Here is a 23220-nt window from a genome sequence, read left to right as displayed (position 1 = left end):
TACGAAACGGTACATACAATGGTCGACGATGGGAAGACGGCTGTGCTCTAGGCTCGTGGCATGGTCGAAATCCAGCGGTCCGCCCAGGGGTCGGACGAGCGACTTCGAGACGCCGAGCGCACGCGGGCCGAGCTGCTCGAGATCGCGACCGAGGTCTTCTCCGAGCAGGGCTACTCGGGGGCGCGGGTCGACGAGATCGCCGAGCGCACCCGCACGACCAAACGGATGATCTACTACTACTTCGGCGGCAAGGAGGGGCTCTACCTCGCCGTGCTGGAGGCCGCCTACCGCGGCATCCGCGAGACCGAGCAGGCGCTGCGCGCCGACGACCTGGCGCCGGTCGACGCGCTGCGCAGGATCGCCGAGATGACCTTCGACCACCACCACGACCACCCGGCCTTCATCCGCATCGTCTCGGTCGAGAACATCCATCACGGCCAGCACCTGGGCAAGGTCGAGTCGCTGCGCGACCTCGGTACGCCGGCCGCCTCGCTCCTCGACGACGTCCTCGCTCGTGGCCGTGGCACCGGTGAGCTCCGCGACGACGTCGACGCCCTCGACGTGCACATGCTGATCAGCTCCTACTGCGTCTTCCAGGTCGCCAACAGCGCCACCTTCGGCTTCCTCTTCGGGCGCGACATGCTCGCGCCCGACGTGCGCGCCCGCCACCGCCGCATCCTCGGCGACATCGTCGTCGGCTGGCTGACGACTTCCTGACGAAACCCGCCGAGAGAGCCCGTCCCGTATCGCGGGGCGGGCTCTCTCGTCGTGTGGGGTTGACGATCCAGGGCGAGGTGTGATGCTCTTCACTCTCATAACGTACTAGTTCGTACATTAAGGATCATCCGGATGAAGTCTTCGTTCCTGGTCGGCCTGATCGGCGCGGGAGTCGGACCCTCGCTGAGCCCCGCGCTGCACATGCGCGAGGCGGCCGAGCACGGGTTGTCCTACGTCTACAAGACGCTCGACATCGCCGATCTGGGGATCCCCGCCGACGGGGTGGGGGACCTGATGAGGGATGCCCGGCGCTTGGGTTTCGACGCGCTCAACATCACCCACCCGTGCAAAGAGCTGGTGATCGGGCACCTCGACCGTCTCGACGAGACCGCGGCCAGCCTCGGTGCGGTCAACACCGTGGTCTTCGAGGGCGGCGAGGCGATCGGCTACAACACCGACACGACCGGGTTCGGCCATGCGCTGCGTACGGGAATGCCGGGGGCTCCGCTCGGCACCGTCGTCCAGCTGGGAGCAGGCGGGGCGGGCTCGGCCGTCGCGCACGCGCTGGCGAGCCAGGGTGTCGAGAGGCTCGTCATCGCCGACATGGAGGTCGACCGCGCGCAGGCGCGGGTCGAGGAGATCCGCCGCCACCACCCCACGAGCACCGTCGAGGCGATCCAGGTCGACAAGCTGGCCGCCGTGCTTCCCGAGGCCGACGGACTGGTCAACTGCACTCCGGTCGGCATGGCCGACCATCCAGGCACACCCCTGGACACCGAGCTCCTCCGCCCCGACCTGTGGGTGGCGGACATCGTCTACCGGCCGTTGGACACCGCGCTGCTCGAGGCAGCACGCGCCGCCGGCAGCAGGACGCTTCACGGGGGCCATATGGCGGTCTACCAGGCCGTCGACGCCTTCAGGCTGATCACCGGCATCGACCCCGATGCCGACCGCATGCTCGCCCACCTCCGCGAGCTGGCCGCAGCCGGCTGACCTCGAACCGAACAGATCCATCCCCCACCCGTCCGTGGTCAGGAAACCGCGGACCTACCCCAGGAGGACCCGATGGCGGGACCCGACCCCGACAGCCCTGACCTCGACGGCAGAGCGAACCGCGAAGGCAAGACCCCGATCAGAGCCGCACTGGCCAGCTTCATGGGCAGCGCGGTGGAGTACTACGACTTCTTCGTCTTCGGCTCCGCCGCAGCGCTGATCTTTCCGCACGTCTTCTTCCCCAGCGCCGACGACTCCGCGTTGGTGATGTCGTTCGCGACCTTCGCCTTCGCGTACGTCGCCAGGCCGGTCGGCGCCGTCTTCGTCGGTCACTTCGGTGACCGGATCGGCCGCCGCAAGGTGCTGCTGTTCACCCTCCTGCTGATGGGTGGCGGCACGTTCCTGATCGGCTGCCTGCCGACGTTTGACCAGGTCGGCTGGCTGGCGCCCGGACTGCTGGTCTTCTGCCGGCTGCTCCAGGGGCTCTCGGCGGCCGGCGAGCAGGCCGGGGCCAGCTCGCTGACGCTCGAGCACGCGCCCGACGACAGGCGATCCTTCTTCACCTCGTGGACGCTGACCGGCACCCAGGGCGGTCAGATCCTGGCCGCGCTGGTGTTCATCCCGGTGGTCGCGCTGCCCGACGACATCAAGTACGGCATCGGCTGGCGGATCCCGTTCTGGCTCTCCGCCGTCGTCGTGCTGGTCGCCTTCTTCATCCGCGCCCGGCTCAACGAGACGCCCGAGTTCGAGGAGGCCAAGGCCAACAACGAGGTCGCCAAGCTGCCCCTCGCGGTGCTGCTGCGCGACCACTGGGCCGACGTGCTCCGGGTGGTCTGCTGCGCCTTCATCGCCGCCGTCTCCACGGTCTTCGGCAACCTCGCCATCGCCTACGGCGTCGAGGTCGGCATGGTCGACTCGATCACCCTGTGGCTGGTCGTGGCCGCCAATGTCGCCGCGCTGTTCACCCAGCCGATGTTCGGCCGGCTCGCCGACCGGGTCGGCCGCAAGCCGGTCTTCATCTACGGTGCGGTGGCCAGTGCGGTCCTGATGCCGTTCTACCTGCTCTCGATGAGCCAGGGCAGCGAGCTGCTCGTCTTCGTGCTCGCGGTGGTGACGTTCTCCTTCGGCTATGCGGCCGCCAACGCGGTGTGGCCCTCGTTCTACGGCGAGATGTTCTCCACGCCGGTGCGCTTCTCCGGCGTCGCGATCGGCACCCAGATCGGATTCATGCTGGCCGGGTTCACGCCGTCGATCGTCACTGCTCTGGGCGGCGTACGCGAGGGTGGCTGGGTGGTCACCTCCGGCTACACGGTGGTGGTCTGCCTCGTCGCGGTGGTCGCCGCCCTGACCGCACGCGAGACCAAGGACGTACGCACCGCCGGCCTCGGTCTGCGGACGGCGACACCGCAGCGCGTGAGCGTCTGAGGGTCCCTCCGCTGGTCGAGCCGCGAAGCCGCCTCCGCCTAGCGGCTCCGGCGGCTCGACCAGCGAGCGGCTCGACCAGCGGCGTCACCGCTCGCGGCGGTGGCGGTTGCGGCGGCGTAGGACCTCCTTCAGGTCTGCCACCGGACCGAGATGGCCGAGCTTGTCGGGGTTGGTGACCGAGCGGATCCGCTGGATCTGGCCGTCGAGGATGTCGAGGGTCCAGGTGCCGAGCACGGAGCCGTCGGCGTCGCGGAGGATCGCGCCCGGCTCGCCGTTGAGCTCGCGCTGCTCGAGCCGGGCGCCGATGGCGAGCAGGGGTGGCACCGCGGTGATCAGGATGCGGGCGGCCTTCTCCGCGCCGAACCGGCCGCCGACGCCGCCGGCGACGCCGCCACCGTCGTTGACGGTCTCGACGTCGGCGGCGAGCAGGGCCCGCAGGTCGTCGAGGTCGCCGTCGCGCAACGCCTCGAAGAAGCGGTCGGCCAGCTCGGCACGCTTGCGCCGGTCGGCCTCGAACCGCGTCTTGCCGTCGTCCATGTGACGGCGGGCCCGCGAGGCGAGCTGACGGCAGGCGGCCTCCGAGCGGTCGACAGCGGTGGCGATGTCGGCGAAGCCGAAGTGGAAGACCTCGCGCAGCACGAAGACCGCGCGCTCGAGCGGGCTGAGGCGCTCGAGGAGCATCAGCGCGGCCATCGAGACCGAGTCGGCGAGCTCGCTCGCACGCTCCGGGCTGCCGTAGACGTCCTCACGCTCACCGCCGTGGGAGTCGGTCGGCAGCGGTTCGGGGAACCAGGGCCCGACGTACGTCTCGCGCCGCATCCGCGCGGAGCGGAGCACGTCGATCGAGATGCGGGTGACCACGGTGGAGAGATAGGCCTTCAGCGAGTCGGGCTGGGTGCCCGCAGCCGCGAGCCGCAGCCACGTCTCCTGCACCGCGTCCTCAGCCTCGCTGACGCTGCCGAGGATGCGGTAGGCGATCGAGAAGAGCAGCGGTCGCAGCTCCTCGAACTCGAGCTCGGTCTCAGGTGTCACGGTCGTCCTCCTTCGAACATCATCATGGCCCCAGGACGAGACAGCGCCCACGACCGTGACATCCACCCGTGACATCCACCCCGCCCGAGCGGCGCTACGCTCGCCCGACCGATGCCAGCGGCGCGGCCTCGCTCGCCCGCACCCGGCCGGCGCGCGACCTGTCGGTGACCTTGGGCGTGAAGCCGGGGTGGCGTGCCTCCATCGAGAGGGCCCAGACCGTGCTGCGGCAGACCAGCTCCTTGATCTTCGCCGCGGGCGCGCCGTGGATGCGGGCACGCACGGCCGAGTCGTCGCGGCGAGCGAAGTTCAGCAGGCCGAGCCCGCGGCCGATGCTGATGCACTGACCCACGAAGCTGATGCTGATCGGCTCGGGCCGGTGGCCCGCGAGGCGGGAGAGCACGGTCTCCGCGGCGAGCGGTCCGAGCTGGTTGGCAGCCTGGCAGCTCATCCGGTACGGATCCCCGGAGGGGGCCGAGGCATCACCTGTGGCGATGATCCGGTCGTCGTCGAGGCTGGTCAGGGTCTCGTCGGTGACCAGCCGGCCGAGATCGTCGGTCGACAGACCGCTCGCTCGCGCGAGGTCCGGCGTGGTGAACCCGGCGGTCCAGATCGTCACCGCGCTGGCCAGCTCGCGACCGTCGTCGAGGCGTACGCGGCCCTCGAGCACCTCGCTCACCCGGGCTCCCTCGATGATGCCGACCCCGAGACCGCGTAGCGCACGATCGGCGTCGGCCCGTCCCTTCTCGTGCAACCACGGGCCCAGCCCGTCGCCGCAGACCATGGAGACGTTGCGCCCCAGCTCGGCGAGCTCGGAGGCCACCTCGATCCCGGTCGGGCCGCCGCCGACCACGACCACCGGCGCCTGCGTGGGCGTCGCGTCCAGCACCGCGCGCAGCCGGGTCGCCTCCTCGAAGCTCGCGACCCCGTAGGCGTGCTCCGCGGCGCCGGCCGCCTGCATCGTCCCGGTGCTGCCGACGGCATAGACCAGATAGTCGTACGCCACCTCCTGCCCGTCCTTGAGCACGACCGTCCGCGCAGCCGCCGAGATGGCCGACACGGTGCCGACGACCAGGCGCACCCGCGGGCTGAGCACGTCGGCGTAGTCGGCGACCGCGTCGTCGTTGCCGGCGGCGAGCTGGTGCAGCCGGATGCGCTCGACGAAGTGGTCGCGAGCGTTGACCAGGGTGATCGCGATGTCGTCCCGCTTGGTCAGCCGGTTGGCGGCCATCACGCCGGCGTACCCACCGCCGACGACCACCACGTGGTCCTGCTTGTTCATGGGGATCTCCTGATTCTCGAGGCTCATACCTCTAGGACCCCGGGGATGTCCCGAGTGTGACACCGCGTGATAAGGGCCCACGAGGGATTGACCAGGGCCTGGTTCCGGGATTGTCTGATGCCATGGAGAGCCTGTACATCGGTGGGGAATGGCGCTCGGCAGTCGGCGGAGGCACTCGGACGATCCTGTGTCCGGCCGACGGTCAGCGCGTCGGTGAGGTCGACGAGGCCGGGGCGGAGGACACCCGCGCCGCGATCGCGGCAGCGCGCGCGGCCTTCGACGACGGCGCGTGGGCGGCGACGCCCGCCCGCGAGCGGGGCGACCTGCTGCTGAAGGTCGCCGACCTGCTCGAGCGCGACACCGCGCTCGTCGCGCGCGCGGAGTCGCTCGACACGGGCAAGCGCCTGGTGGAGGGGGAGTACGACGTCGCCGACGTGGTCTCCGTCTTCCGCCACTTCGGCCACACCGCCACCGAGGAGGCCGGGCGGGTCGTCGACACCGGCGACCCGGGAGTGAAGAGCCGCATCGTGCACGAGCCGGTGGGCGTCTGCGGCCTGATCACGCCGTGGAACTACCCGCTGCTGCAGGTGGCGTGGAAGGTCGCGCCGTGCCTGGCGGCGGGCAACACCTTCGTGCTCAAGCCGAGCGAGATCACCCCTCACACCGCGATCCACCTGATGAAGGTGCTCGAGGAGGCCGGGCTGCCGGCGGGCGTCGGCAACCTCGTGCTCGGCGAGGGTCCCACCGCCGGTGCTCCGCTGAGCGAGGACCCGCGCGTCGACCTGGTCTCCTTCACCGGTGGTCTCGCCACCGGACGACGGCTGATGGCCAACGCCGCCGCGACGGTCAAGAAAGTCGCTCTCGAGCTCGGCGGCAAGAACCCCAATATCGTCTTCGCCGACGCCGTCCAGGACCCGGCGCAGCGCGAGACGGCGATCGACTACGCCCTGATGGCGGTCTTCCTGCACTCGGGCCAGGTCTGCTCGGCCGGTGCCCGGCTGATCGTGCAGGACACGATCAAGGACGACTTCGTGGCCGAGCTGGTCCGGCGCGCCGAGCAGATCCGCCTCGGCGGGCCCTTCGACGCCGATGCCGAGACGGGCCCGCTGACCAGCAGCGCCCATCGCGACAAGGTCGAGGCGTACGTCGCGAAGGGGCTGGCCGAAGGCGCCACCCTCCTGACCGGTGGCAGGCGCCCCGACGACCCAGACCTGCAGGACGGCTTCTACTACCTGCCCACCATCCTCGACGACTGCACCACCGAGATGAGCGTGACCCAGGACGAGTCGTTCGGGCCGGTGCTCACCGTGGAGACCTTCACCGACGAGAACGATGCGGTGCGCATCGCCAACGACTCCATCTACGGCCTCGCCGGTGCGGTGTGGACCACCGACGCCGGTCGTGCCGAGCGCGTCGCCGCCCGGTTGCGCATGGGCACGGTCTGGATCAACGACTTCCACCCCTACGTGGCCCAGGCCGAGTGGGGCGGCTACAAGCAGTCGGGTCTCGGTCGCGAGCTCGGCCAGGCCGGGCTCGGCGAATACCGCGAGACCAAGCACATCTGGCACAACATCGATCCGGTCCCGCAGCGCTGGTTCGAGCCCACCGACACGAAGGACAAGTGACAAGATGCCCACGACGTACGACTTCGTCATCATCGGCGGCGGTTCCGCGGGCTCCGCGCTCGCCAACCGGCTCAGCGCCGACCCGTCCACGAAGGTGCTCGTGCTCGAGGCCGGTCACAGCGACTTCAAGATCGACCCGTTCATCCACATGCCGGCGGCGCTGCCGTTCCCGATCGGGTCGAAGCTCTACGACTGGGGCTACGAGACCGACCCCGAGCCCGAGCTGGGCGGACGCAAGGTCTACCACGCCCGCGGCAAGGTGCTGGGCGGGTCGAGCTCGATCAACGGGATGATCTTCCAGCGCGGCAACCCGATGGACTTCGAGCGCTGGGCGGCCGACCCGGGCATGGAAGCCTGGGACTACCGCCACTGCCTGCCCTACTTCAAGCGGATGGAGAGCCGGTTCCTCGAGGACGGCACCTCAGGCGCCGACCAGTGGCGCGGCGGCTCCGGTCCGCTCCACCTCGAGCGCGGCCCGGCGTCCAACCCGCTCTTCTCGGCGTTCTTCGACGCCGCGCAGGAGGCCGGCTACCCGCTCACCGACGATGTCAACGGCTACCGCCAGGAGGGGTTCGCGCCCTTCGACCGCAACGTCAACAACGGCCGTCGCTGGTCGGCCGCGCGCGCCTACCTGCACCCGGTGATGAAGCGCCCCAACCTGAGCGTCGAGACCTTCGCGCACGCCACCAGGATCCGTTTCGACACCTCCGGCGACCAGCCGCGGGCCACGGGCGTCGACTACGTCCGCGGCGTCGGCCGCGCGCGCAAGGACCACTATGTCGAGGCGAAGGAGATCATCTGCTGCAGCGGCGCGATCAACACGCCCCAGCTGCTCCAGCTCTCGGGCGTGGGGGAGGCCTCGCTGCTCGGTGAGCACGGGATCGACGTCGTGCACGACCTCCCCGGTGTGGGGGAGAACCTCCAGGACCACCTCGAGGTCTACATCCAGTACGCCTCCAAGCAGCCGGTCTCGATCGCGCCCGGTCTGGTCTGGCACCAGCGGCCCAAGATCGCCTGGCAGTGGCTCTTCCAGAACAAGGGGCTCGGCGCCACCAACCACTTCGAGGGCGGTGGCTTCGCGCGCTCCAACGACGACGTCGACTGGCCCAACCTGATGTTCCACTTCTTGCCGATCGCGATCCGCTACGACGGCTCGATGGCGCCCGGCCAGGAGAAGGGGCAGCACGGCTACCAGGTGCACATCGGCCCGATGTACGCCGACACCCGCGGCCATGTGCGGATCCGCAGCAACGACCCCTACGAGCACCCCTCGATGCTGTTCAACTACCTCTCCACCGAGACCGACCGCAAGGAGTGGGTCGAGGCGGTCCGGGTCGCACGCGACATCCTCAACCAGCCGGCCTTCGCACCGTTCAACGCCGGCGAGATGTCGCCGGGCCCGTCGGTGGAGACCGACGAGGAGATCCTCGACTGGGTCCGCAAGGACGCCGAGACCGCGCTGCACCCCGCGTGCACGGCGGCGATGGGCACCGGCGACATGGCTGTCACCGACCCGGCCTCGATGCGGGTGCACGGCGTCGACGGGCTGCGGGTCGTCGACGCGAGCGTCTTCCCCTACGTCACCAACGGCAACATCTACGCGCCCGTGATGATGGTCGCCGAGAAGGCGGCCGACCTGATCGCCGGCAACACGCCGCTCGCGCCCTCCGACGCCCCCTACTACCGCCACCGCGACGACTCGCCGCTGTGGCCGGCGGGAGATCCGCGCAACCAGGCCTGACCGCACCCTCGCCCACCCAGCGTCACCGAACGCGTCACCAGACCTGAGCGTCGCACGAGCCCGGCGCCGACGGACTATGATGCCGCCACCCTGAACCCCGGAGGAGACAGCTCATGCCGGACACGACCGACCCGAGGCGTACGTTGCTGGGTGAACCCGCAGCCGACCTCGACACCATCCCTGACACGAAGCCGGAGCTCAACAGGACCGTCTTCTTCGGCTCTGCCGGGCTGGTGGTCGCGTTCACGCTCTTCACCCTGCTCGCCCCGGAGGCCTCGGGCAGCGCGATCGGGTCCGTGGTCGGCTGGATCTCCGACTACTTCGGCTGGTGGTACTTCGCGCTCGCCGCCGGGCTGATCGCGTTCGTGCTCTTCATCTGCCTCTCCCGCTACGGACGGATCAGGCTCGGCCCGGAGGAGTCGCGGCCCGAATACTCGTTGTTCACCTGGACCGCGATGCTCTTCGCGGCCGGCATCGGCGCCGACCTGATGTTCTACTCGGTCGCCGAGCCCGTCTCGCAATACCTCACCCCGCCCACCGGCGAGGGCAGCACCATCGCCGCCGCCGAGCAGGCGGTGAGCTGGACGCTGTTCCACTACGGCCTCTCCGGCTGGGCGATGTACGCCGTGATGGGCATGGCGCTGGGCTACTTCTCGTTCCGTCATGGTCTGCCGCTCTCGATCCGCTCGGCGCTCTACCCGATCTTCGGCAAGCGCATCCAGGGGCGCCTGGGCGACGGCATCGACCTGGCCGCCGTGCTCGGCACCATCTTCGGCATCGCCACCTCGCTCGGCATCTCGATCGCCCTGCTCAACGCCGGTCTCAACGTGCTCTTCGACATCCCCGAGGGCCGCGGCGCGCAGGTCGGCCTCGTCGTCGTGGCGGTGCTGCTCGGCACCATCTCGGCGGTCTCCGGCGTCGACAAGGGCATCCGCCGCCTCTCCGAGCTCAACGTGCTGCTCTCGCTGGGCCTGATGCTCTACGTGCTCTTCTCCGACGACACCGCGTTCCTGCTCAACTCGCTGGTGATGAACCTCGGCGACTACCTCGTGCACCTGCCCGGGATGAGCTTCGACACGATGCCCTACGCCACCGCCGAGAACCCCGACGTCGGCGTCTGGAAGAACCTGTGGACCCTCTTCTTCTGGGCCTGGTGGGTCGCCTGGGCGCCGTTCGTCGGCCTGTTCCTGGCCCGCATCTCGCGCGGGCGCACCATCCGGCAGTTCCTCGTCGGCGTGATGATGATCCCGTTCGGCTTCATCCTGCTGTGGGTCTCGATCTTCGGCAACAGCGCCCTGGGGCGGATCCGTGGCGGTGACGCCGAGTTCGGCGAGCTCACCAACGGCGACTACGCCCAGGGGTTCTACGCGTTCCTCGACGCCTACCCGGCCGCGACCCTGGTCATCGCGGTGGCCACGCTGACCGGGTTCCTCTACTACGTCACCTCGGCCGACTCCGGCGCGCTGGTGATGGGCAACTTCACCTCGCGCCTGCCGCACCCGATGGCCGACTGCTCGATCCCGGTGCGGATCTTCTGGTCGTTCGCGATCGGCGCGCTGACGCTGGCGCTGATGTTCGCCGGGGGAGACGACTGGCTGACCACGATCACCAACGCCACAATCATCATGGGGCTGCCGTTCTCGATCGTGCTCGCCCTGGTCGCGGTCGGGCTCTATCGCTCGCTACGGCTGGAGTCGTTCAAGACCGAGAGCGTGCGCTACGCGCTGCCGGCCGCGATCTCCTCGGCCCGGGTGAGCGGAGCGGCCGAGGGCGGCGTACGCCCCTCGCTCTCACAGCGGCTGCGGCGCTCGGTCACCTACCCGACGGCCAAGGACACCGAGCGATTCATCGCCACGGTCGCCAAGCCGGTGCTCGACGACGTCGCCGCCGAGCTCAACGGGCACGGGCTCACCTCGGTCGTCACCGAGACCAAGGCCGTACGCGGCGTCGCCGGTGTGCAGCTCCACACCGACCTCGAGGACGCACCCGCGTTCGTCTACAAGGTCACGCCGTGCCCCTGCCGTGCGCCGACCTTCGCGGTCGGCCGGGTCACCGGCGAGCTCTACTTCCGCACCGAGGTCCATCTCGCGGAGGGCACCCAGGGCTACGACGTCAACGCCTACTCGCGCGAGCAGCTGATGGGTGACGTGCTCGACCAGTACGAGCGTCACCTGTCCTATCTGCACCTCGTGCAGCAGGAGCAGATCTCGCCCGAGGTGCCGGACGTGCCGGCGTCGGTCGAGGAGGAGGAGACCGCGCGCTGAGGTTCGGTCGGCGCGCAGGAGACCCCCGCAGGTTCCGGGCGTCAGGCACCCTTCCCTAGGGTGGGCGGATCCCCAACCACGAAGGAGCCCCACGATGGAGCCCGTCGACCTGGCCCTGCTGATCCTGCGCGTCACCGCCGGCGCGACGTTGGTCGCTCACGGCGTCAACCACTGGCGCGGTGGCGGGAAGATCGCCGGCACCGCCGGCTGGTTCGAGTCTCTCGGCCTGCGCCAGCCCAAGCTGCAGGCATGGGCGAGCGTCACGACCGAGATCGGCGCCGGCGTACTGCTCATCCTGGGGCTGATCACGCCTCTGGCCGCCGCCGCGCTCGTCTCGGTGATGCTCGTCGCCCTCATCCTCGCCCACCGCGGCAACGGGTTCTTCATCTTCAACAGCGGCTGGGAGTACGTCGTCGTGCTGGCCGTGATCGGCGTCGTCGTCGGCGTGACCGGCCCCGGCGTCATCTCCCTCGACTCGGCCATCGACATCGTCTACGACGGCTGGATCGGTGGCGCGGTCGCCCTGGGTGTCGGTGTGCTCGCCGCGCTCCTGCAGCTGGCCATCTTCTGGCGTCCGGGCACGCCCGCCGCTGCCGAGGCCACCGTCGAGGAGCCCACCACGGACTCCTCGGCCGAGGCGGCCGACGGCGACCTGGCCGACAGCGACGCCGCCGAGGGCGAATCGGCCCGGGCCACGACCGACTGAACGAACGACCGACCGCTTGGCCTCGAGCCGAGGCCAAGCGGTCGGGATGCGGTCGCTCAGCCGCGCTCGCTCACGGCGATCGCGGCTCCGGGGCAGACCGCCGCAGCCTCACGCGCAGCGGCGTGCTGGTCCGCGGGCGGCTGCGCGTCCAGCAGGACGACGACGCCGTCGTCCTCTCGCTGGTCGAACACGTCCGGCGCGGTCAGCACGCACTGGCCGGCGCCGCAGCACTTGTCCTCGTCGACGGTGACGTTCATGGTGACTCCTCTTCTGGGCGGGACCGGTGCGCTGGCTACCAGCGGACGGGGACTCGCTGGAGGCCGCCGACGAGCAGCCCTTCCACCCGGTCCAGGTCGTCGGCCGGCACGGCGAGCTCGAGGGTGGGCAGCTTGCGCAGCAGTACCTCCAGCGCGACCTGCAGCTCGGTGCGGGCGAGCGCCTGACCCAGGCAGGAGTGGGGCCCGGCGCCGAAGATGAGGTGCGGGTTGGGGCTGCGAGCCAGATCCATCACGTCGGGATCCTCGAAGACCGACGCGTCGCGGTTGGCGGCAGACTGGCTGCAGATCACCGTGGTTCCGCTCGGCAGCGTCTCCCCGTCGATCTCGACGTCCTCGGTGAGGAAGCGCCGCATACCGAAACCCAGGTTGGTGTCGAAGCGGAGGGCCTCCTCGACGGCGGTGCGGACGAGCGCGGGATCCTCGAGCAGCTCCTCCCACCGGCGGCGGTCGACCAGCAGCATGGCGACCATCTTGCCGATCATGTTGGCCGTGGTCTCGTGCCCTGCCACGAGCAGGCCCATCGAGGTGGCCACGAGCTCGTCGTCGGTGAGCCCGGTGCCCTCGCCGTCGGAGTCCTTGATGAGCATGCTGATCAGGTCCTCGGCCGGGTGCGCTCGCTTGGCGGCGATGTGGCCGGACATGTAGTCGACGAACTCGGTGTGGGCCCGGTCGATCTCCTCCTGAGTGAAGCGCGTGATGCTCAGCATCGCGTCGGACCAGTGGGAGAAGCGGTGATGGTCGTCGGCCGGCACGCCGAGCATGTCGCAGATGACGTAGACCGGCAGGAGGAAGCCGAACTCGGCCTTGAGGTCCGCGGGCTGCCCATGAGCGACCATCGCGTCGACGAGCCCCTCGGCCGTCGCGGCCATGCCGGGCCGCAGGGCGCTCATCCGCTTGGCGGTGAACCATTTGCTCACCTGGCGTCGCCACTGACGGTGCGGCTCGCCCGTGGTGGGCAGGGTGTACTGCTCCGACGTGCCGGTGACGGCGGAGCCACCGACCCCGTCGGGTGCGATCCGCGCCGCCGGGTCCTGGGCGGTCGGACGGGCGAAGCGCGCGTCGGAGAGCAGGCCCTTGACGTCCTGGTGGCGGGTGAGCAGCTTCGCGTGGTCGCCGCTGGGCAGAGCGACTCCGGCGACCGGGCACTGCTGACGCAGCCGCTCCCACTCGCCGGGCGCATCGAGCGCTCCCTCGTAGGCCAGCGGGTAGTCGATGGTCTCGTGGCTCTGGCTCGTCTGGTCGTGGCTTGCCTGGCCGTGGCTCGTCTGGCTCTGGCTCATCTGGATCTCCCTCGAGAAGATAGGTGAAATATGCATGTTACACACGATGTGCATGATGCACAAAGGTTGCATAATGCACATGAGGTGTAGAGTGCATCGCCTCGCGTACGCTGGAGCCATGCCGGTGCACGAATCAGAAGTGGTCCCAGCCGACCGTCAGTGGGCGGGGGAGCAGATCGAGCGCGAGATGCTGATCCTGATGAGGCACCAGGAGATGTCCTCGCCGCGCCGGCTCGGTGGCGCCGAAGCCCTCGACCGCAGCGCCTACGTGCTCCTCAACCGGATCGAGGCCCAGGGGCCGATGTCTGTGGTCGACCTCGTGGACGCGTTCGGCCTGGCCGCCTCCACCTTCAACCGGCAGACGGCGACCCTGCTCAAGCACGGGCTCGTCGAGCGCACGCTCGATCCCGACGGCGGGATCGCCCGCAAGTTCCGCATCACCGACAAGGGGCGCGAGCGGGTCAAGGCCGACCGCGACATCGTCGTCGAGGGCCTCTCGAAGGTGATCGCCGAGTGGGCACCCGAGCGGGTGGAGCGTTTCGTCGACGATCTGCGCCAGTTCAACCAGGACATCGAGCGGCTCACCGGCCGCCACTGGCCGCGCTAGACCGCGCCTTCGCGGAGCGCTCCGAGGGCGGCTTCGAGGGTGGTTTCGACGGCCGGTCGAGGAGCTCCTGCCGACGTCATCGGTGTGGTCCAGGTCACGTACGATTCGGGGTATGGCGCACTACCAACAGCGCGGGCACATCCCGCCCAAGCGGCACACCCAACACCGCGACGGAGAAGGGAATCTCTATTACGAAGAGCTCATGGGCGAGGAGGGGTTCTCCTCCGACTCGTCCCTGCTCTACCACCGCCACATCCCTTCGGCGGTCAGCGACGTACGCATCTGGGAGCTGCCCGACCACGGCACCACTCCCAACCACCCGCTGCGTCCGATGCACCTCGGGCTCCACGGCCTCGTCTCCGGCGAGTCCTGGAAGGCCGATGACGCCGTGACCGGGCGTCGCCTGGTGCTCGGCAACGGCGACGTACGCATCCACTACGCGGTCGCCGGCGAGACCTCGCCGCTCTACCGCAACGCGATCGGCGACGAGTGTGTCTACGTGGAGTCCGGCACCGGGGTCGTCGAGACCGTCTTCGGCGATCTGATGGTGGGGGAGGGCGACTACGTGGTGATCCCGCGCGCCACCACCCACCGCTGGGTGCCGGTCGGCGACGCACCGCTGCGGGTCTACGCGATCGAGGCCAACTCCCACATCGCCCCGCCCAAGCGCTACCTGTCCCGCTTCGGCCAGTTCCTCGAGCACGCCCCCTACTGCGAGCGCGACCTCCGGCTCCCGACCGACCCGAGGATGGTCGAAGGGGAGGAGGCAGAGGTCTACATCAAGCACCGTGGCGCCGGCGCCGGCGGCATCGCCGGCTCGATCCACGTCACCCCGCAGCACCCGTTCGACGTCGTCGGCTGGGACGGCTGCCTCTACCCCTACGTCTTCAACATCGACGACTACATGCCGCTCACCGGCAAGGTGCACCAGCCGCCGCCCGCCCACCAGGTCTTCGAGGGCAACAACTTCGTGATCTGCAACTTCGTGCCGCGCAAGGTCGACTACCACGAGCTCGCCGTGCCGGTGCCCTACTACCACTCCAACGTCGACTCCGACGAGGTCATGTTCTACCTCGGTGGCGACTACGAGGCCCGCAAGGGCTCCGGGATCGGAGTCGGCTCGATCACGCTGCACCCCGGCGGCCACGCCCACGGGCCGCAGCCCGGCGCGATGGAGCGCAGCCTGGGCGCGGAGTTCTTCGACGAGCTCGCGGTCATGGTCGACACCTTCCGCCCGCTCGAGGTCGGCGAGGCGGGTGCTGCCGTCGATGACGGCAAGTACGCCTGGACCTGGGCAGGGGGTCGCAAGTGACGTCGTCGTGGCTGGACATCGAGGAGAGTCAGTTCGGTCTCGAGGCGCTTCCGTACGCCACCTTCCACACCGCCGCGGACCCTGCGCCGCGGCTCGGGGTGCGGATCGGCGACCACGTGCTCGACGTCGCCGCGGCGGCCGCGGGGCTCGCCGGCCACTGCGAAGGCGGGCTCGACGGGCTGCTCGCCGCGGGGCCCGAGGCGTGGACGGAGGTGCGCGCGGAGGTGACCCGGCTGCTCAGCGACCCGGCCTGCGAGGCCGAGGTCAGGCCGCACCTGGTGCCGCTCGAGGATGCGGTGCTGCTGCTGCCGTTCACGGTGGCCGACTACGTCGACTTCTACGCCTCCGAGCACCACGCGACCAATGTCGGCAGGCTGTTCCGGCCCGACTCCGAGCCGCTGACGCCCAACTGGAAGCACCTGCCGATCGGCTACCACGGCCGCGCGGGCACGGTGGTCGTCTCCGGCACCGACGTCGTGCGACCGACCGGGCAGCGGCGTACGCCTGACGGGATCGTGGACGGCCCGTCGATCAGGCTCGACATCGAGGCCGAGCTCGGGTTCGTCGTCGGCGTGGGCAGCGAGATCGCGGACCCGGTCCCGCTCGCCGAGGCCGCCGACCACATCTTCGGCGTCGCGCTGGTCAACGACTGGTCCGCGCGCGACATCCAGGCCTGGGAGTACGTCCCGCTGGGGCCGTTCCTCGGCAAGTCGTTCGCCACCTCCATCTCGCCGTGGGTGCTTCCGCTCGCCGCGTTGGAGGCGGCCCGGATCCGGCCCCCGGAGCGGGACGTCCCGCTGACCGGCTACCTGGACGACTCCGACCTGGAGCCCTGGGGGCTCGACCTCGCGCTCGAGGTGCGGGTCAACGGGTCGCTGGTCTCCGAGCCGCCGTACGCCACGATGTACTGGACCGCTCCACAGATGCTCGCCCACATGACCGCCAACGGCGCCATCTTGCGCGTCGGTGACCTGTTCGCCAGCGGCACGATCAGCGGCCCCGAGCCGGGCCAGCGCGGCTCGCTGCTCGAGCTCGGCTGGTCGGGCGCCGAGCCGTTCAAGCTCGACGACGGGTCGGTGCGCAGCTTCTTGGAGGACGGCGACGAGGTGACCATCACCGCCACGGCCCCCGCGCCCGGCGGAGGCAGGATCGCGCTCGGGGAGGTCAGCGGACGGATCCTGCCCGCGAAGGCGCGGCCGTGAGAGCGGTCTACGAGTTCACGCCCCGCTATCTCGAGATCGACCAGCAGGGGGTGATGTTCAACGGCTGGTACCTCACCTACGTCGATGAGGCGATGAACCACTTCATCGAGGTGTGCGGGGTGCCCTACCCGCGCTGGGAGGAGCTCGGCGTCGATGCCCAGCTCGCCCATGCCGACCTGGACTGGAAGGCCGGGATCGGCTTCGGTGACCGGGTCCAGGTGCCGGTGCGCACCTCGAGGATCGGCACCAAGAGCTTCACGCTCGAGTTCGAGTTCCGCCGGGGTGAGGAGGTCGCCTGTGCCGTCTCGGTCGTCTACGTGGTCGTCGCGGCCGACGGCTCGGGATCGACCGCCATCCCGCCGGAGATCGCGAGGGCGATCGGGTAGCAAGAACGGTCAAGCAGCGCGGGGCGGTTCGGTGTGAGACTCGTGCGGTGCTCGAGACAGTAGATGAGATCGCCGACCTGCAACGCCTCCTGGATGCCTCGATCGGTCGCGCGAGCGGCCATCTGACCGGCATCGTCAACGCCCAGCAGCGCCTGAACGCCCGTCAGCTCGTCACCGAGCTGACGGGCATGAAGGTGCTGGTGCTGGCCACCGTGACCGCCCGTGGTGAGCCGCGGACCAGCTGCGTCGACGGCCACTTCGTGCACGGTCGCTGGCTGTTCGGTACCTCTCCCGCCGCTGTCAAGGCCAAGCACATGCTCGCCCGCCCCGCCGTCAGCGCGACCCACGTCGACGGCGAGCGCGTCGGCGTCTTCACCCATGGCACCGCGCACGTGGTCTCCGAGGGGCCGGAGTTCGAGGAGCACAACGCCTACTTCACCGAGTTCTACGGCTCCGACCCGCAGACCTGGGAGGGGCCGGGCGTCGTCTACGCCACCATCGAGCCGAGCTGGATGGTGGCGTACGCGGCCGAGGCCGCTTCGTTTCCGGCTGAGTAGCTGCGGCTGACAATCCACGGCCGAGTCGGCGCATCCGCCCCCTCCCGCTCGCTTCGCTTCGCGGGACACGGGGGCAGATCCGCCGACTCGGCGCCACTAGACAAGCTTCTTCTTGATCTCGGTCTTGAGCACCTTGCCGACCTTCGAGCGAGGAAGGTCGGGCCAGACCTCGATCTGCTTGGGTGTCTTGACCGCTCCGATCTGCTCCTTGACGTAGGCCTTGAGCTCGGTGACGTCGATCGACGTGCCGGGCCGGGGGAGCACGACGGCGGTGACCCGCTCGCCCCACTTCTCGTCGGGGAGGCCGATCACGGCGCAGTCGGCGACGCCGGGGTGACGCATCAGCGCCTGCTCGACCTCGGTGGAGTAGACGTTGAAGCCGCCGGTGATGACCATGTCCTTGGCACGGTCGACGATGTGCAGGAAGCCGTCGTCGTCGAGGTAGCCGATGTCGCCCGTGTGGTGCCACCCGAACTCGCTCGCCTCCGCGGTGGCCTCGGGGTTGTCGAGGTAGCCGCGCATGACCAGCGAGCTGCGTACGACGATCTCGCCGCGCTCGCCGGAGGCCAGCAACGAACCGCGCTCGCCCATGATCGAGACGTTGACCAGCGGCGCGGGGCGGCCTGCCGAGGAGAGCCGTTCGGTGGCCACCGAGCCGTCGTCGCGGAAGTGGTCGCCGGGCGCCATCGTCGCGATCATCATCGGCGCCTCGGTCTGGCCGAACAGCTGGGCCATCACCGGACCGATCCGGTTCAGCGCCTCCTCCAGACGGGTCGCGGACATCGGCGCCGCGCCGTACCAGAAGCAGCGCAGCGACGTCAGGTCCGTCGAGGGCAGCGCCGGGTGGTCGAGCACCAGGTAGATCAGCGTCGGTGGCAGGAAGGTGTGGGTGACCTGGTGGCGCTCGACGTGCTCCAGGAAGGAGCCGACGTCCGGCGTACGCATCACCACGATCTTGCCGCCCAGGCACAGCACCGGGAAGCAGAGCACCCCGGCGGCGTGGGTGAGCGGGGCGAGCGCGAGATAGGTCGGCCGCGCGGGTGCTCCCGGCCACGGGTAGGACATCAGCGTGATGGCCGACATCGTCTCCAGGTTGGTGCCGGTGAGCAGCACCCCCTTGGGGCTCCCGGTGGTCCCGCCCGTGCCGACGACCATCGCGAGGTCATCCTCGACGCTCTCCGCCGGGACGACCGTGTCGTCGGGTGCGGCGAGGAAGTCGTCCCAGGTCAGCGCCCATTCGAGGTCGTCGTCGAGGCAGACCAGGGTGGTCAGTTCGGGGAGGTCCGAACGGATCTGGTCGACCAGGCCGGCGAACGAGGCCTGGAAGATGAGCGCCGAGCAGCCGAAGAGATCGAGGAGCTCCCGGTTCTCCGCGGCCTCGCTGCGTGGGTTGATCGGGCACCAGACGCCCCCTGCGCGGCTGATCCCGAAGACGGAGGCGAAGGCGACCGGGTCGTTGGCCGAGAGGATGGCGACCTTCGCGCCCGGCGCGACGCCGCGAGCCCGCAGGCCCGCGGCGACGCGCACGGAGAGGTCGATCACCTCGGCGTAGGACCAGGTCTCCTCGCCACACACGAGGCAGGGCGCGTCCCCGCCGAGCGAGGCGCCCTTGTCGAGGTAGTCGACGAGCCGCATCGGTGCCGCCTCAGCCACGCTGCCGGGTGACGACCGGCTCCGAGACCAGCCCGAACGCCTGCAGTTGCCCGAGCAGCTCACGGTGCCCGAACGCCTGGCATCCTGAGGCGAAGCCGACCCGTCGCGGCGGCTGCTGCAGCAGCGAATAGGCGGCGTACGCCTGGAGCAGCCCGGTCTGCTTGTAGTTCTGGTTGCCGTGGATGACGCAGTGGGCGCGGCCGAGGGGGCCGGAGGCGTGCACCGAGTCGAGCGACTTGTTGAGGCGAGGGTTCTCGCGCGGCGGCATCTGGTTCATCACCTGGGCCGCGGTGGCGGTCAGGGCCTCGTCGCGCTGCTCGGTGTCCATGTCCTTGGTCGCCTCCAGCGCCGCGGCGACGATCTGCGGCACCCCATTCATCAGCGCGTTGTCGAAGACACCTCCCTGGGCCTTGCAGGTGGCCACCTTCGGGTCGCGGCGATACCAGACCGGGTGCGAGGTGCCGCCCCACGGCAGCGAGAGCGCCAGTTCGTGCTGACCCGGCACGACGAGCGGCACGAGCCCGGCGGCGGGGTCGAACTCGACGTAGGCGTTCTGCTCCAGGTAGTGAGCCTTCGACATCGCCGCGTTGACCAGGATCGTGCGGGTCGAGGCGATCGTGGGGGAGCCACCCCAGAAGACCGCGATGTCGAGGGTGTCGAGGCCGGGCTGCTCCAGGCAGATCTCGGCTGCGATCTCCCCGGTGGTGTACATCTGCGCGATGCCCGGAGCCAGCAGGAGCCCCTTCGCGGCGAAGTCGGCGCCGTAGGTCTCCTCGCAGGTGATCAGCCAGTCCTGCTCACCGCTGGTGTCGGTGTAGTGAGCGCCGGCGGCGAGGGCGGCCTGCACCACCTCGGGGCCGTGCGCGGAGAACGGGCCGACGGTGTTGAGCACGACGCCGGCGCCGGTGAAGAGCTCGGTCAGCGCCGCGACGGAGTGCTCGACCTCGGCGACCTCGTAGTCGGCGGTCTCGATGCCGGGCACGTTGGCGCCCATCGAGGCGTCGAGCTTGTCCTTGGAGCGGCCGGCGGCCACGAACGGCACCCCGAGCTCGCGCAGGTATTCGCACACCAGCCGGCCGGTGTAGCCGGAGGCGCCGTAGACGATGACAGGCTTGTTGTCACTCATGGTCACATCCCCATTCCGCCGTCGACCGGCACGCCGGCTCCGTTGATGAACTTCGCCTGGTCGGAGGCGAGGAAGACGACCGCGTCGGACATGTCTTCGACCGTGCCGAGGCGTCCTGAAGGTGTCAGCTCGACGACACCGCCGACGGCGGCGTCGGGTGACTCGAAGAGGCCGAGCTGTGCGACGTCGTCGGCCAGGCCGGCACCCATCTCGGTCGGCACCAGGCCGGGGTAGATGCAGTTGACGCGCACGCCGTAGCCGAGCTTGCCGCTCTCCATCGCCGCGGCCCGGGTCAGCCGGTCCACGGCGCTCTTGGTCGCCGAGTAGACCGAGATGCCGGGGAAGGCGATCGTGGCGGCGACGGAGGAGACGTTGATGATCGCGCCACCCTTGCCGGCGGCGCCTTCGGGCCGCATCGTGCGCAGGCCGTGCTTGAGGCCGAGCGCGGTGCCGAGCACGTTGATCTCGAGCATCTTCTTGACGTCGGCCGGGTCGAGCTCGGTGATCAGGCTGGTGATCTCCACGCCGGCGTTGTTGACGAGCACGTCGAGCCCGCCGAGCCCGTCGACCGCCGCGGCCAGGCCGGACTCCCAGCCGGAGTCGTCGGTGATGTCGAGGTGCACGAAGACGCCGCCGATCGACTCGGCGACCTTGGTGCCCAGGTCGTCTTGGACGTCAGCGACCGCGACTTTCGCCCCGGCCGCGGCGAGCGCGCGAGCCATCCCTTCACCCAGTCCTTGGGCTCCGCCCGTGACGAGTGCTGTGCGTCCGCTCAGGTCTGTCATCTTCCGACTCCTTCGTCGCTGTGATCGGGCTCACAGACAATCGCGAATCTTGACGACTGTCAAGATTTCTTTTGACAATTGACCAGAAAATGGGCCCGGGCGGAGTCACCCCATGCACGGGAGGGGGTATGGTTTCGGCCCATGACCCAGGTCGCCGCTCCGAAGGCGTCTCGACGCACGCCTGCCGACAAGCACGACGAACGCCGCAAGGCGCTCGCCGCGTCGGCGCTGCGTACGCTGGGGGAGCTGGGCTATGCCCGCTCGAGCCTGCGCGAGATCGCCAACAACTCCGAGTTCAGCCACGGCGTCGTGCACTACTACTTCAACGACAAGCTCGAGCTGATCGTCTACTGCGTGCGCTACTACAAGGAGACCTGCGTCCACCGCTACGACGGCGTCGTGGCCGAGGCGACCTCGCCCGACGACCTGGCCGAGAGGTTCGGCGACAAGCTGGTCGGGACCATCGTCGAGGAAGCACCGATGCACCGGCTCTGGTACGACCTGCGCTCGCAGTCGATGTTCGAGGAGAGCCTGCGCGAGGCCGTCACCGTGATCGACCAGAGCCTGGAGGACATGGTCGCGCGGATCCTCGGTCGCTACGCCGAGCTCGCCGGTGCCGAGCCCGCGGTCGGATCACCGGTGGCGTACGGGATGTTCGACGGCATCTTCCAGCAGGCGCTGCTGGCCCATCTCACCGGTCGTGACGATGCGCTGGAGGATCTGCGCGCTCAGGTGGTCGGGCTGATGCCGATGCTGCTCACGCGGTCGAAGGCCTGAGGTCCGCGGCCACCGGCGAGACCAAAGTCGTGGGATCCAGCGACCGAAGCACGATGTGACCCGGCCGGGGCTTTCCTAGCCTGAGCAGATGCGCTGGCAACGGTTGGCCCCGGTAGGACTGCTGCTCGCGACCCTCGGCTTGCTCGGCCTCGGCGTCGTGGGCCCGCCGACCGCTGATGGCGGGCCCCGGCTCTCCCCGGGCATCCCGGTCCTGCTGGCCGCGGCAGCGGTGATCTGGTGGTGGCAGCGCCGCCTCGGTGCCGTGCTGGGGCTGCTCGCGGTCGCCGTCGTGGTGGTCGCCTCCGTCGGGGCCGGGCTCGGTCCTGACCTGATCGGGGAGCGTGGGGTGCCGGTGGCGGTCGCCCGGTGGGTCCAGGCGGTGGGGCTGGCCGTGGCGGCGTACGCACTGGTCCGGCGGTTGGTGGTCGGAAGCCCAGCGGCGGTGAGCGAGCGGCCTCGCCGCGACCGGAGTCACGTGCTCCAGATCGTGGGGCTGCTGGCGCTGAGCGCGATCGGGGCGGAGCTGCTGGCCGCCTACGGCGACAACACCGGCGACCCGGGCGGGATCGCGTTCGCGCTGGTCTTCTTCGGGGCCCTCTACGGGGCGCCGGCGCTGCTCGCTCGCGAGCTCGCGCGTCGTCTCGGCTGGGGCTGGCCGAGCATGCTGCTGCTCTTCGCCGCGCTCGGCACGGCGGAGGCTGCACTCATCGACCAGTCGTTGTTCAGCGTCGACTACTACGGCTACGAGGGTTGGGAAGCGAACCGGGAGCCGACGCTGATCTCGGCCCTGGGGTTCAGCGGCTACAACGCCTACTCCTTCATCGTCGGGCACATCATCTTCAGCTTCGGCGCACCGGTCGCGCTGGCCGAGGCCTGGGTGCCCGTCCGAGCGAGGAAGCCGTGGCTGGGCCCGGTCGGCACCGTCTTCGCCGCCGTCGCCTACATCGTCGCCGTGCTGTTCATCGTGAGCGACCCGGAGTCGCAGTCGGGGAGCCCGTCCCAGCTGATCGGGTCGGCAGGGGTGGTCGGCGTGCTAGTGCTCGTCGCCGCGCTCGTCGGTCGGCGCCGGCGTACGGTCGAGACCCCGCACGGATCGCGCGAGCTCTCGCTCTGGGTGGTCTTCGCCGTCGCACTGGTCTGCGCGGTCATCCCCGATCTGGTGCCCGCGACCTGGCTGGGCGTCGGCATCTCGGTCACGACGATGGCGGTGTTCGGCGCCGCGATCCTGCTTGCGTCCCGCCATCGGGTGTGGACCTTGCGCCACGCCGCTGCGGTCGCCGCGGGGTGCCTGTGCGTGCGGGGGCTGATGGCGTTCACCTACTTCCCGTTGCTCGGCGACGTCGCGCCGGGCCCGAAGTACGCCCACAACGTGGTCATGCTCGGCGCGGTCCTGCTCGCGGCGTGGGTCGCCGTGCGCGGCTCTCGCGCCGAGAGCGCCCTCCCAGCCCTACGGCCTCGCTGGCGCGTCCGGTGAC

21 protein-coding genes are annotated in these 23220 nt (G+C 69.8%); 14 read left to right on the top strand and 7 right to left on the bottom strand.

From position 1 onward, the window contains the following. The first annotated feature begins 60 nt into the window (after window positions 1–60). The 3 genes from FB381_RS14570 (at window position 61) to FB381_RS14560 (ending at window position 3135) form a co-directional block, all read left to right on the top strand. Window positions 61–717 carry a TetR/AcrR family transcriptional regulator gene (locus FB381_RS14570; RefSeq protein ID WP_141780949.1) on the top strand — a complete coding sequence of 219 codons (657 nt, stop codon included), beginning with the start codon at window positions 61–63 and terminating at the stop codon, window positions 715–717. A gap of 132 nt (window positions 718–849) precedes the next feature. Then, window positions 850–1710: a shikimate dehydrogenase gene (locus tag FB381_RS14565; RefSeq protein WP_141780948.1), complete on the top strand. Its 861-nt coding sequence runs from the start codon at window positions 850–852 to the stop codon at window positions 1708–1710. 72 nt (window positions 1711–1782) lie between these two features. Then, a complete protein-coding gene (locus FB381_RS14560; protein ID WP_141780947.1) occupies window positions 1783–3135 on the top strand; it encodes an MFS transporter in 1353 nt (450 codons plus the stop codon). An 84-nt stretch (window positions 3136–3219) separates the two neighbouring features. On the opposite strand, the gene FB381_RS14555 is transcribed toward FB381_RS14560, so the two are convergent. Further along, window positions 3220–4167 (bottom strand): RNA polymerase sigma-70 factor, encoded by a 948-nt coding sequence (locus tag FB381_RS14555; RefSeq protein ID WP_141780946.1) that lies wholly within the window; start codon window positions 4165–4167, stop codon window positions 3220–3222. A 94-nt stretch (window positions 4168–4261) separates the two neighbouring features. Beyond that, on the bottom strand, window positions 4262–5446 hold the full coding sequence (locus FB381_RS14550) for an NAD(P)/FAD-dependent oxidoreductase (protein WP_246088121.1): 1185 nt from the start codon (window positions 5444–5446) through the stop codon (window positions 4262–4264). A gap of 122 nt (window positions 5447–5568) precedes the next feature. On the opposite strand from FB381_RS14550, the gene FB381_RS14545 reads away from it, so the two are divergent. The 4 genes from FB381_RS14545 (at window position 5569) to FB381_RS14530 (ending at window position 11782) form a co-directional block, all read left to right on the top strand. After that, window positions 5569–7071: an aldehyde dehydrogenase family protein gene (locus FB381_RS14545; RefSeq protein WP_141780944.1), complete on the top strand. Its 1503-nt coding sequence runs from the start codon at window positions 5569–5571 to the stop codon at window positions 7069–7071. Window positions 7072–7075: 4 nt separating this feature from the next. Continuing rightward, window positions 7076–8812 carry a choline dehydrogenase gene (betA, locus tag FB381_RS14540; protein ID WP_141780943.1) on the top strand — a complete coding sequence of 579 codons (1737 nt, stop codon included), beginning with the start codon at window positions 7076–7078 and terminating at the stop codon, window positions 8810–8812. Window positions 8813–8925: 113 nt separating this feature from the next. Further along, a complete protein-coding gene (betT, locus tag FB381_RS14535; protein WP_141780942.1) occupies window positions 8926–11076 on the top strand; it encodes a choline BCCT transporter BetT in 2151 nt (716 codons plus the stop codon). Between the two features lie 94 nt (window positions 11077–11170). Further along, a complete protein-coding gene (locus tag FB381_RS14530; protein ID WP_141780941.1) occupies window positions 11171–11782 on the top strand; it encodes a DoxX family protein in 612 nt (203 codons plus the stop codon). Window positions 11783–11838: 56 nt separating this feature from the next. Here FB381_RS14530 and FB381_RS14525 read toward each other — a convergent pair whose 3' ends face one another. Both FB381_RS14525 and FB381_RS14520 read right to left on the bottom strand, forming a co-directional pair. Next, on the bottom strand, window positions 11839–12039 hold the full coding sequence (locus tag FB381_RS14525) for a ferredoxin (RefSeq protein WP_141780940.1): 201 nt from the start codon (window positions 12037–12039) through the stop codon (window positions 11839–11841). 35 nt (window positions 12040–12074) lie between these two features. Then, window positions 12075–13340, bottom strand: coding sequence for a cytochrome P450 (locus FB381_RS14520; RefSeq protein ID WP_141780939.1), 1266 nt, complete (start codon window positions 13338–13340; stop codon window positions 12075–12077). Between the two features lie 118 nt (window positions 13341–13458). Between FB381_RS14520 and FB381_RS14515 the strand changes: the two genes are divergently transcribed. From FB381_RS14515 to FB381_RS14495, 5 genes are all read left to right on the top strand, one after another. Next, complete coding sequence (locus FB381_RS14515; RefSeq protein ID WP_141780938.1) at window positions 13459–13947, top strand: MarR family winged helix-turn-helix transcriptional regulator; 489 nt, start codon at window positions 13459–13461, stop codon at window positions 13945–13947. 112 nt (window positions 13948–14059) lie between these two features. Then, window positions 14060–15259 carry a homogentisate 1,2-dioxygenase gene (locus FB381_RS14510; RefSeq protein ID WP_141780937.1) on the top strand — a complete coding sequence of 400 codons (1200 nt, stop codon included), beginning with the start codon at window positions 14060–14062 and terminating at the stop codon, window positions 15257–15259. After that, on the top strand, window positions 15256–16461 hold the full coding sequence (fahA, locus tag FB381_RS14505) for a fumarylacetoacetase (RefSeq protein WP_141780936.1): 1206 nt from the start codon (window positions 15256–15258) through the stop codon (window positions 16459–16461). Before FB381_RS14510 ends, fahA begins: the two co-directional genes overlap by 4 nt. Beyond that, window positions 16458–16847: an acyl-CoA thioesterase gene (locus FB381_RS14500; protein WP_141780935.1), complete on the top strand. Its 390-nt coding sequence runs from the start codon at window positions 16458–16460 to the stop codon at window positions 16845–16847. The genes fahA and FB381_RS14500 overlap by 4 nt, the downstream gene beginning before the upstream one ends. Window positions 16848–16894: 47 nt before the next feature. Then, on the top strand, window positions 16895–17404 hold the full coding sequence (locus tag FB381_RS14495; RefSeq protein ID WP_141780934.1) for a pyridoxamine 5'-phosphate oxidase family protein: 510 nt from the start codon (window positions 16895–16897) through the stop codon (window positions 17402–17404). Between the two features lie 96 nt (window positions 17405–17500). On the opposite strand, the gene FB381_RS14490 is transcribed toward FB381_RS14495, so the two are convergent. From FB381_RS14490 to FB381_RS14480, 3 genes are read right to left on the bottom strand one after another with little or no spacing between them, the layout of a single operon-like run. Continuing rightward, complete coding sequence (locus tag FB381_RS14490) at window positions 17501–19039, bottom strand: AMP-binding protein (RefSeq protein ID WP_141780933.1); 1539 nt, start codon at window positions 19037–19039, stop codon at window positions 17501–17503. Window positions 19040–19049: 10 nt separating this feature from the next. Continuing rightward, complete coding sequence (locus tag FB381_RS14485) at window positions 19050–20183, bottom strand: DUF5938 domain-containing protein (RefSeq protein WP_141780932.1); 1134 nt, start codon at window positions 20181–20183, stop codon at window positions 19050–19052. A 2-nt stretch (window positions 20184–20185) separates the two neighbouring features. Continuing rightward, window positions 20186–20968, bottom strand: a complete 783-nt coding sequence (locus tag FB381_RS14480; RefSeq protein ID WP_141780931.1) for an SDR family NAD(P)-dependent oxidoreductase — start codon at window positions 20966–20968, stop codon at window positions 20186–20188. 141 nt (window positions 20969–21109) lie between these two features. Between FB381_RS14480 and FB381_RS14475 the strand changes: the two genes are divergently transcribed. Both FB381_RS14475 and FB381_RS14470 read left to right on the top strand, forming a co-directional pair. Continuing rightward, on the top strand, window positions 21110–21745 hold the full coding sequence (locus tag FB381_RS14475; protein WP_141780930.1) for a TetR/AcrR family transcriptional regulator: 636 nt from the start codon (window positions 21110–21112) through the stop codon (window positions 21743–21745). A gap of 88 nt (window positions 21746–21833) precedes the next feature. Next, window positions 21834–23219, top strand: a complete 1386-nt coding sequence (locus tag FB381_RS14470; RefSeq protein WP_141780929.1) for a hypothetical protein — start codon at window positions 21834–21836, stop codon at window positions 23217–23219. The last annotated feature ends 1 nt before the right edge of the window (window position 23220 follow it).

The sequence above is a fragment of the Nocardioides albertanoniae genome (genome assembly GCF_006716315.1).
GTDB lineage: Bacteria > Actinomycetota > Actinomycetes > Propionibacteriales > Nocardioidaceae > Nocardioides > Nocardioides albertanoniae.
This window is presented reverse-complemented; position numbering and strand designations above follow the sequence as displayed.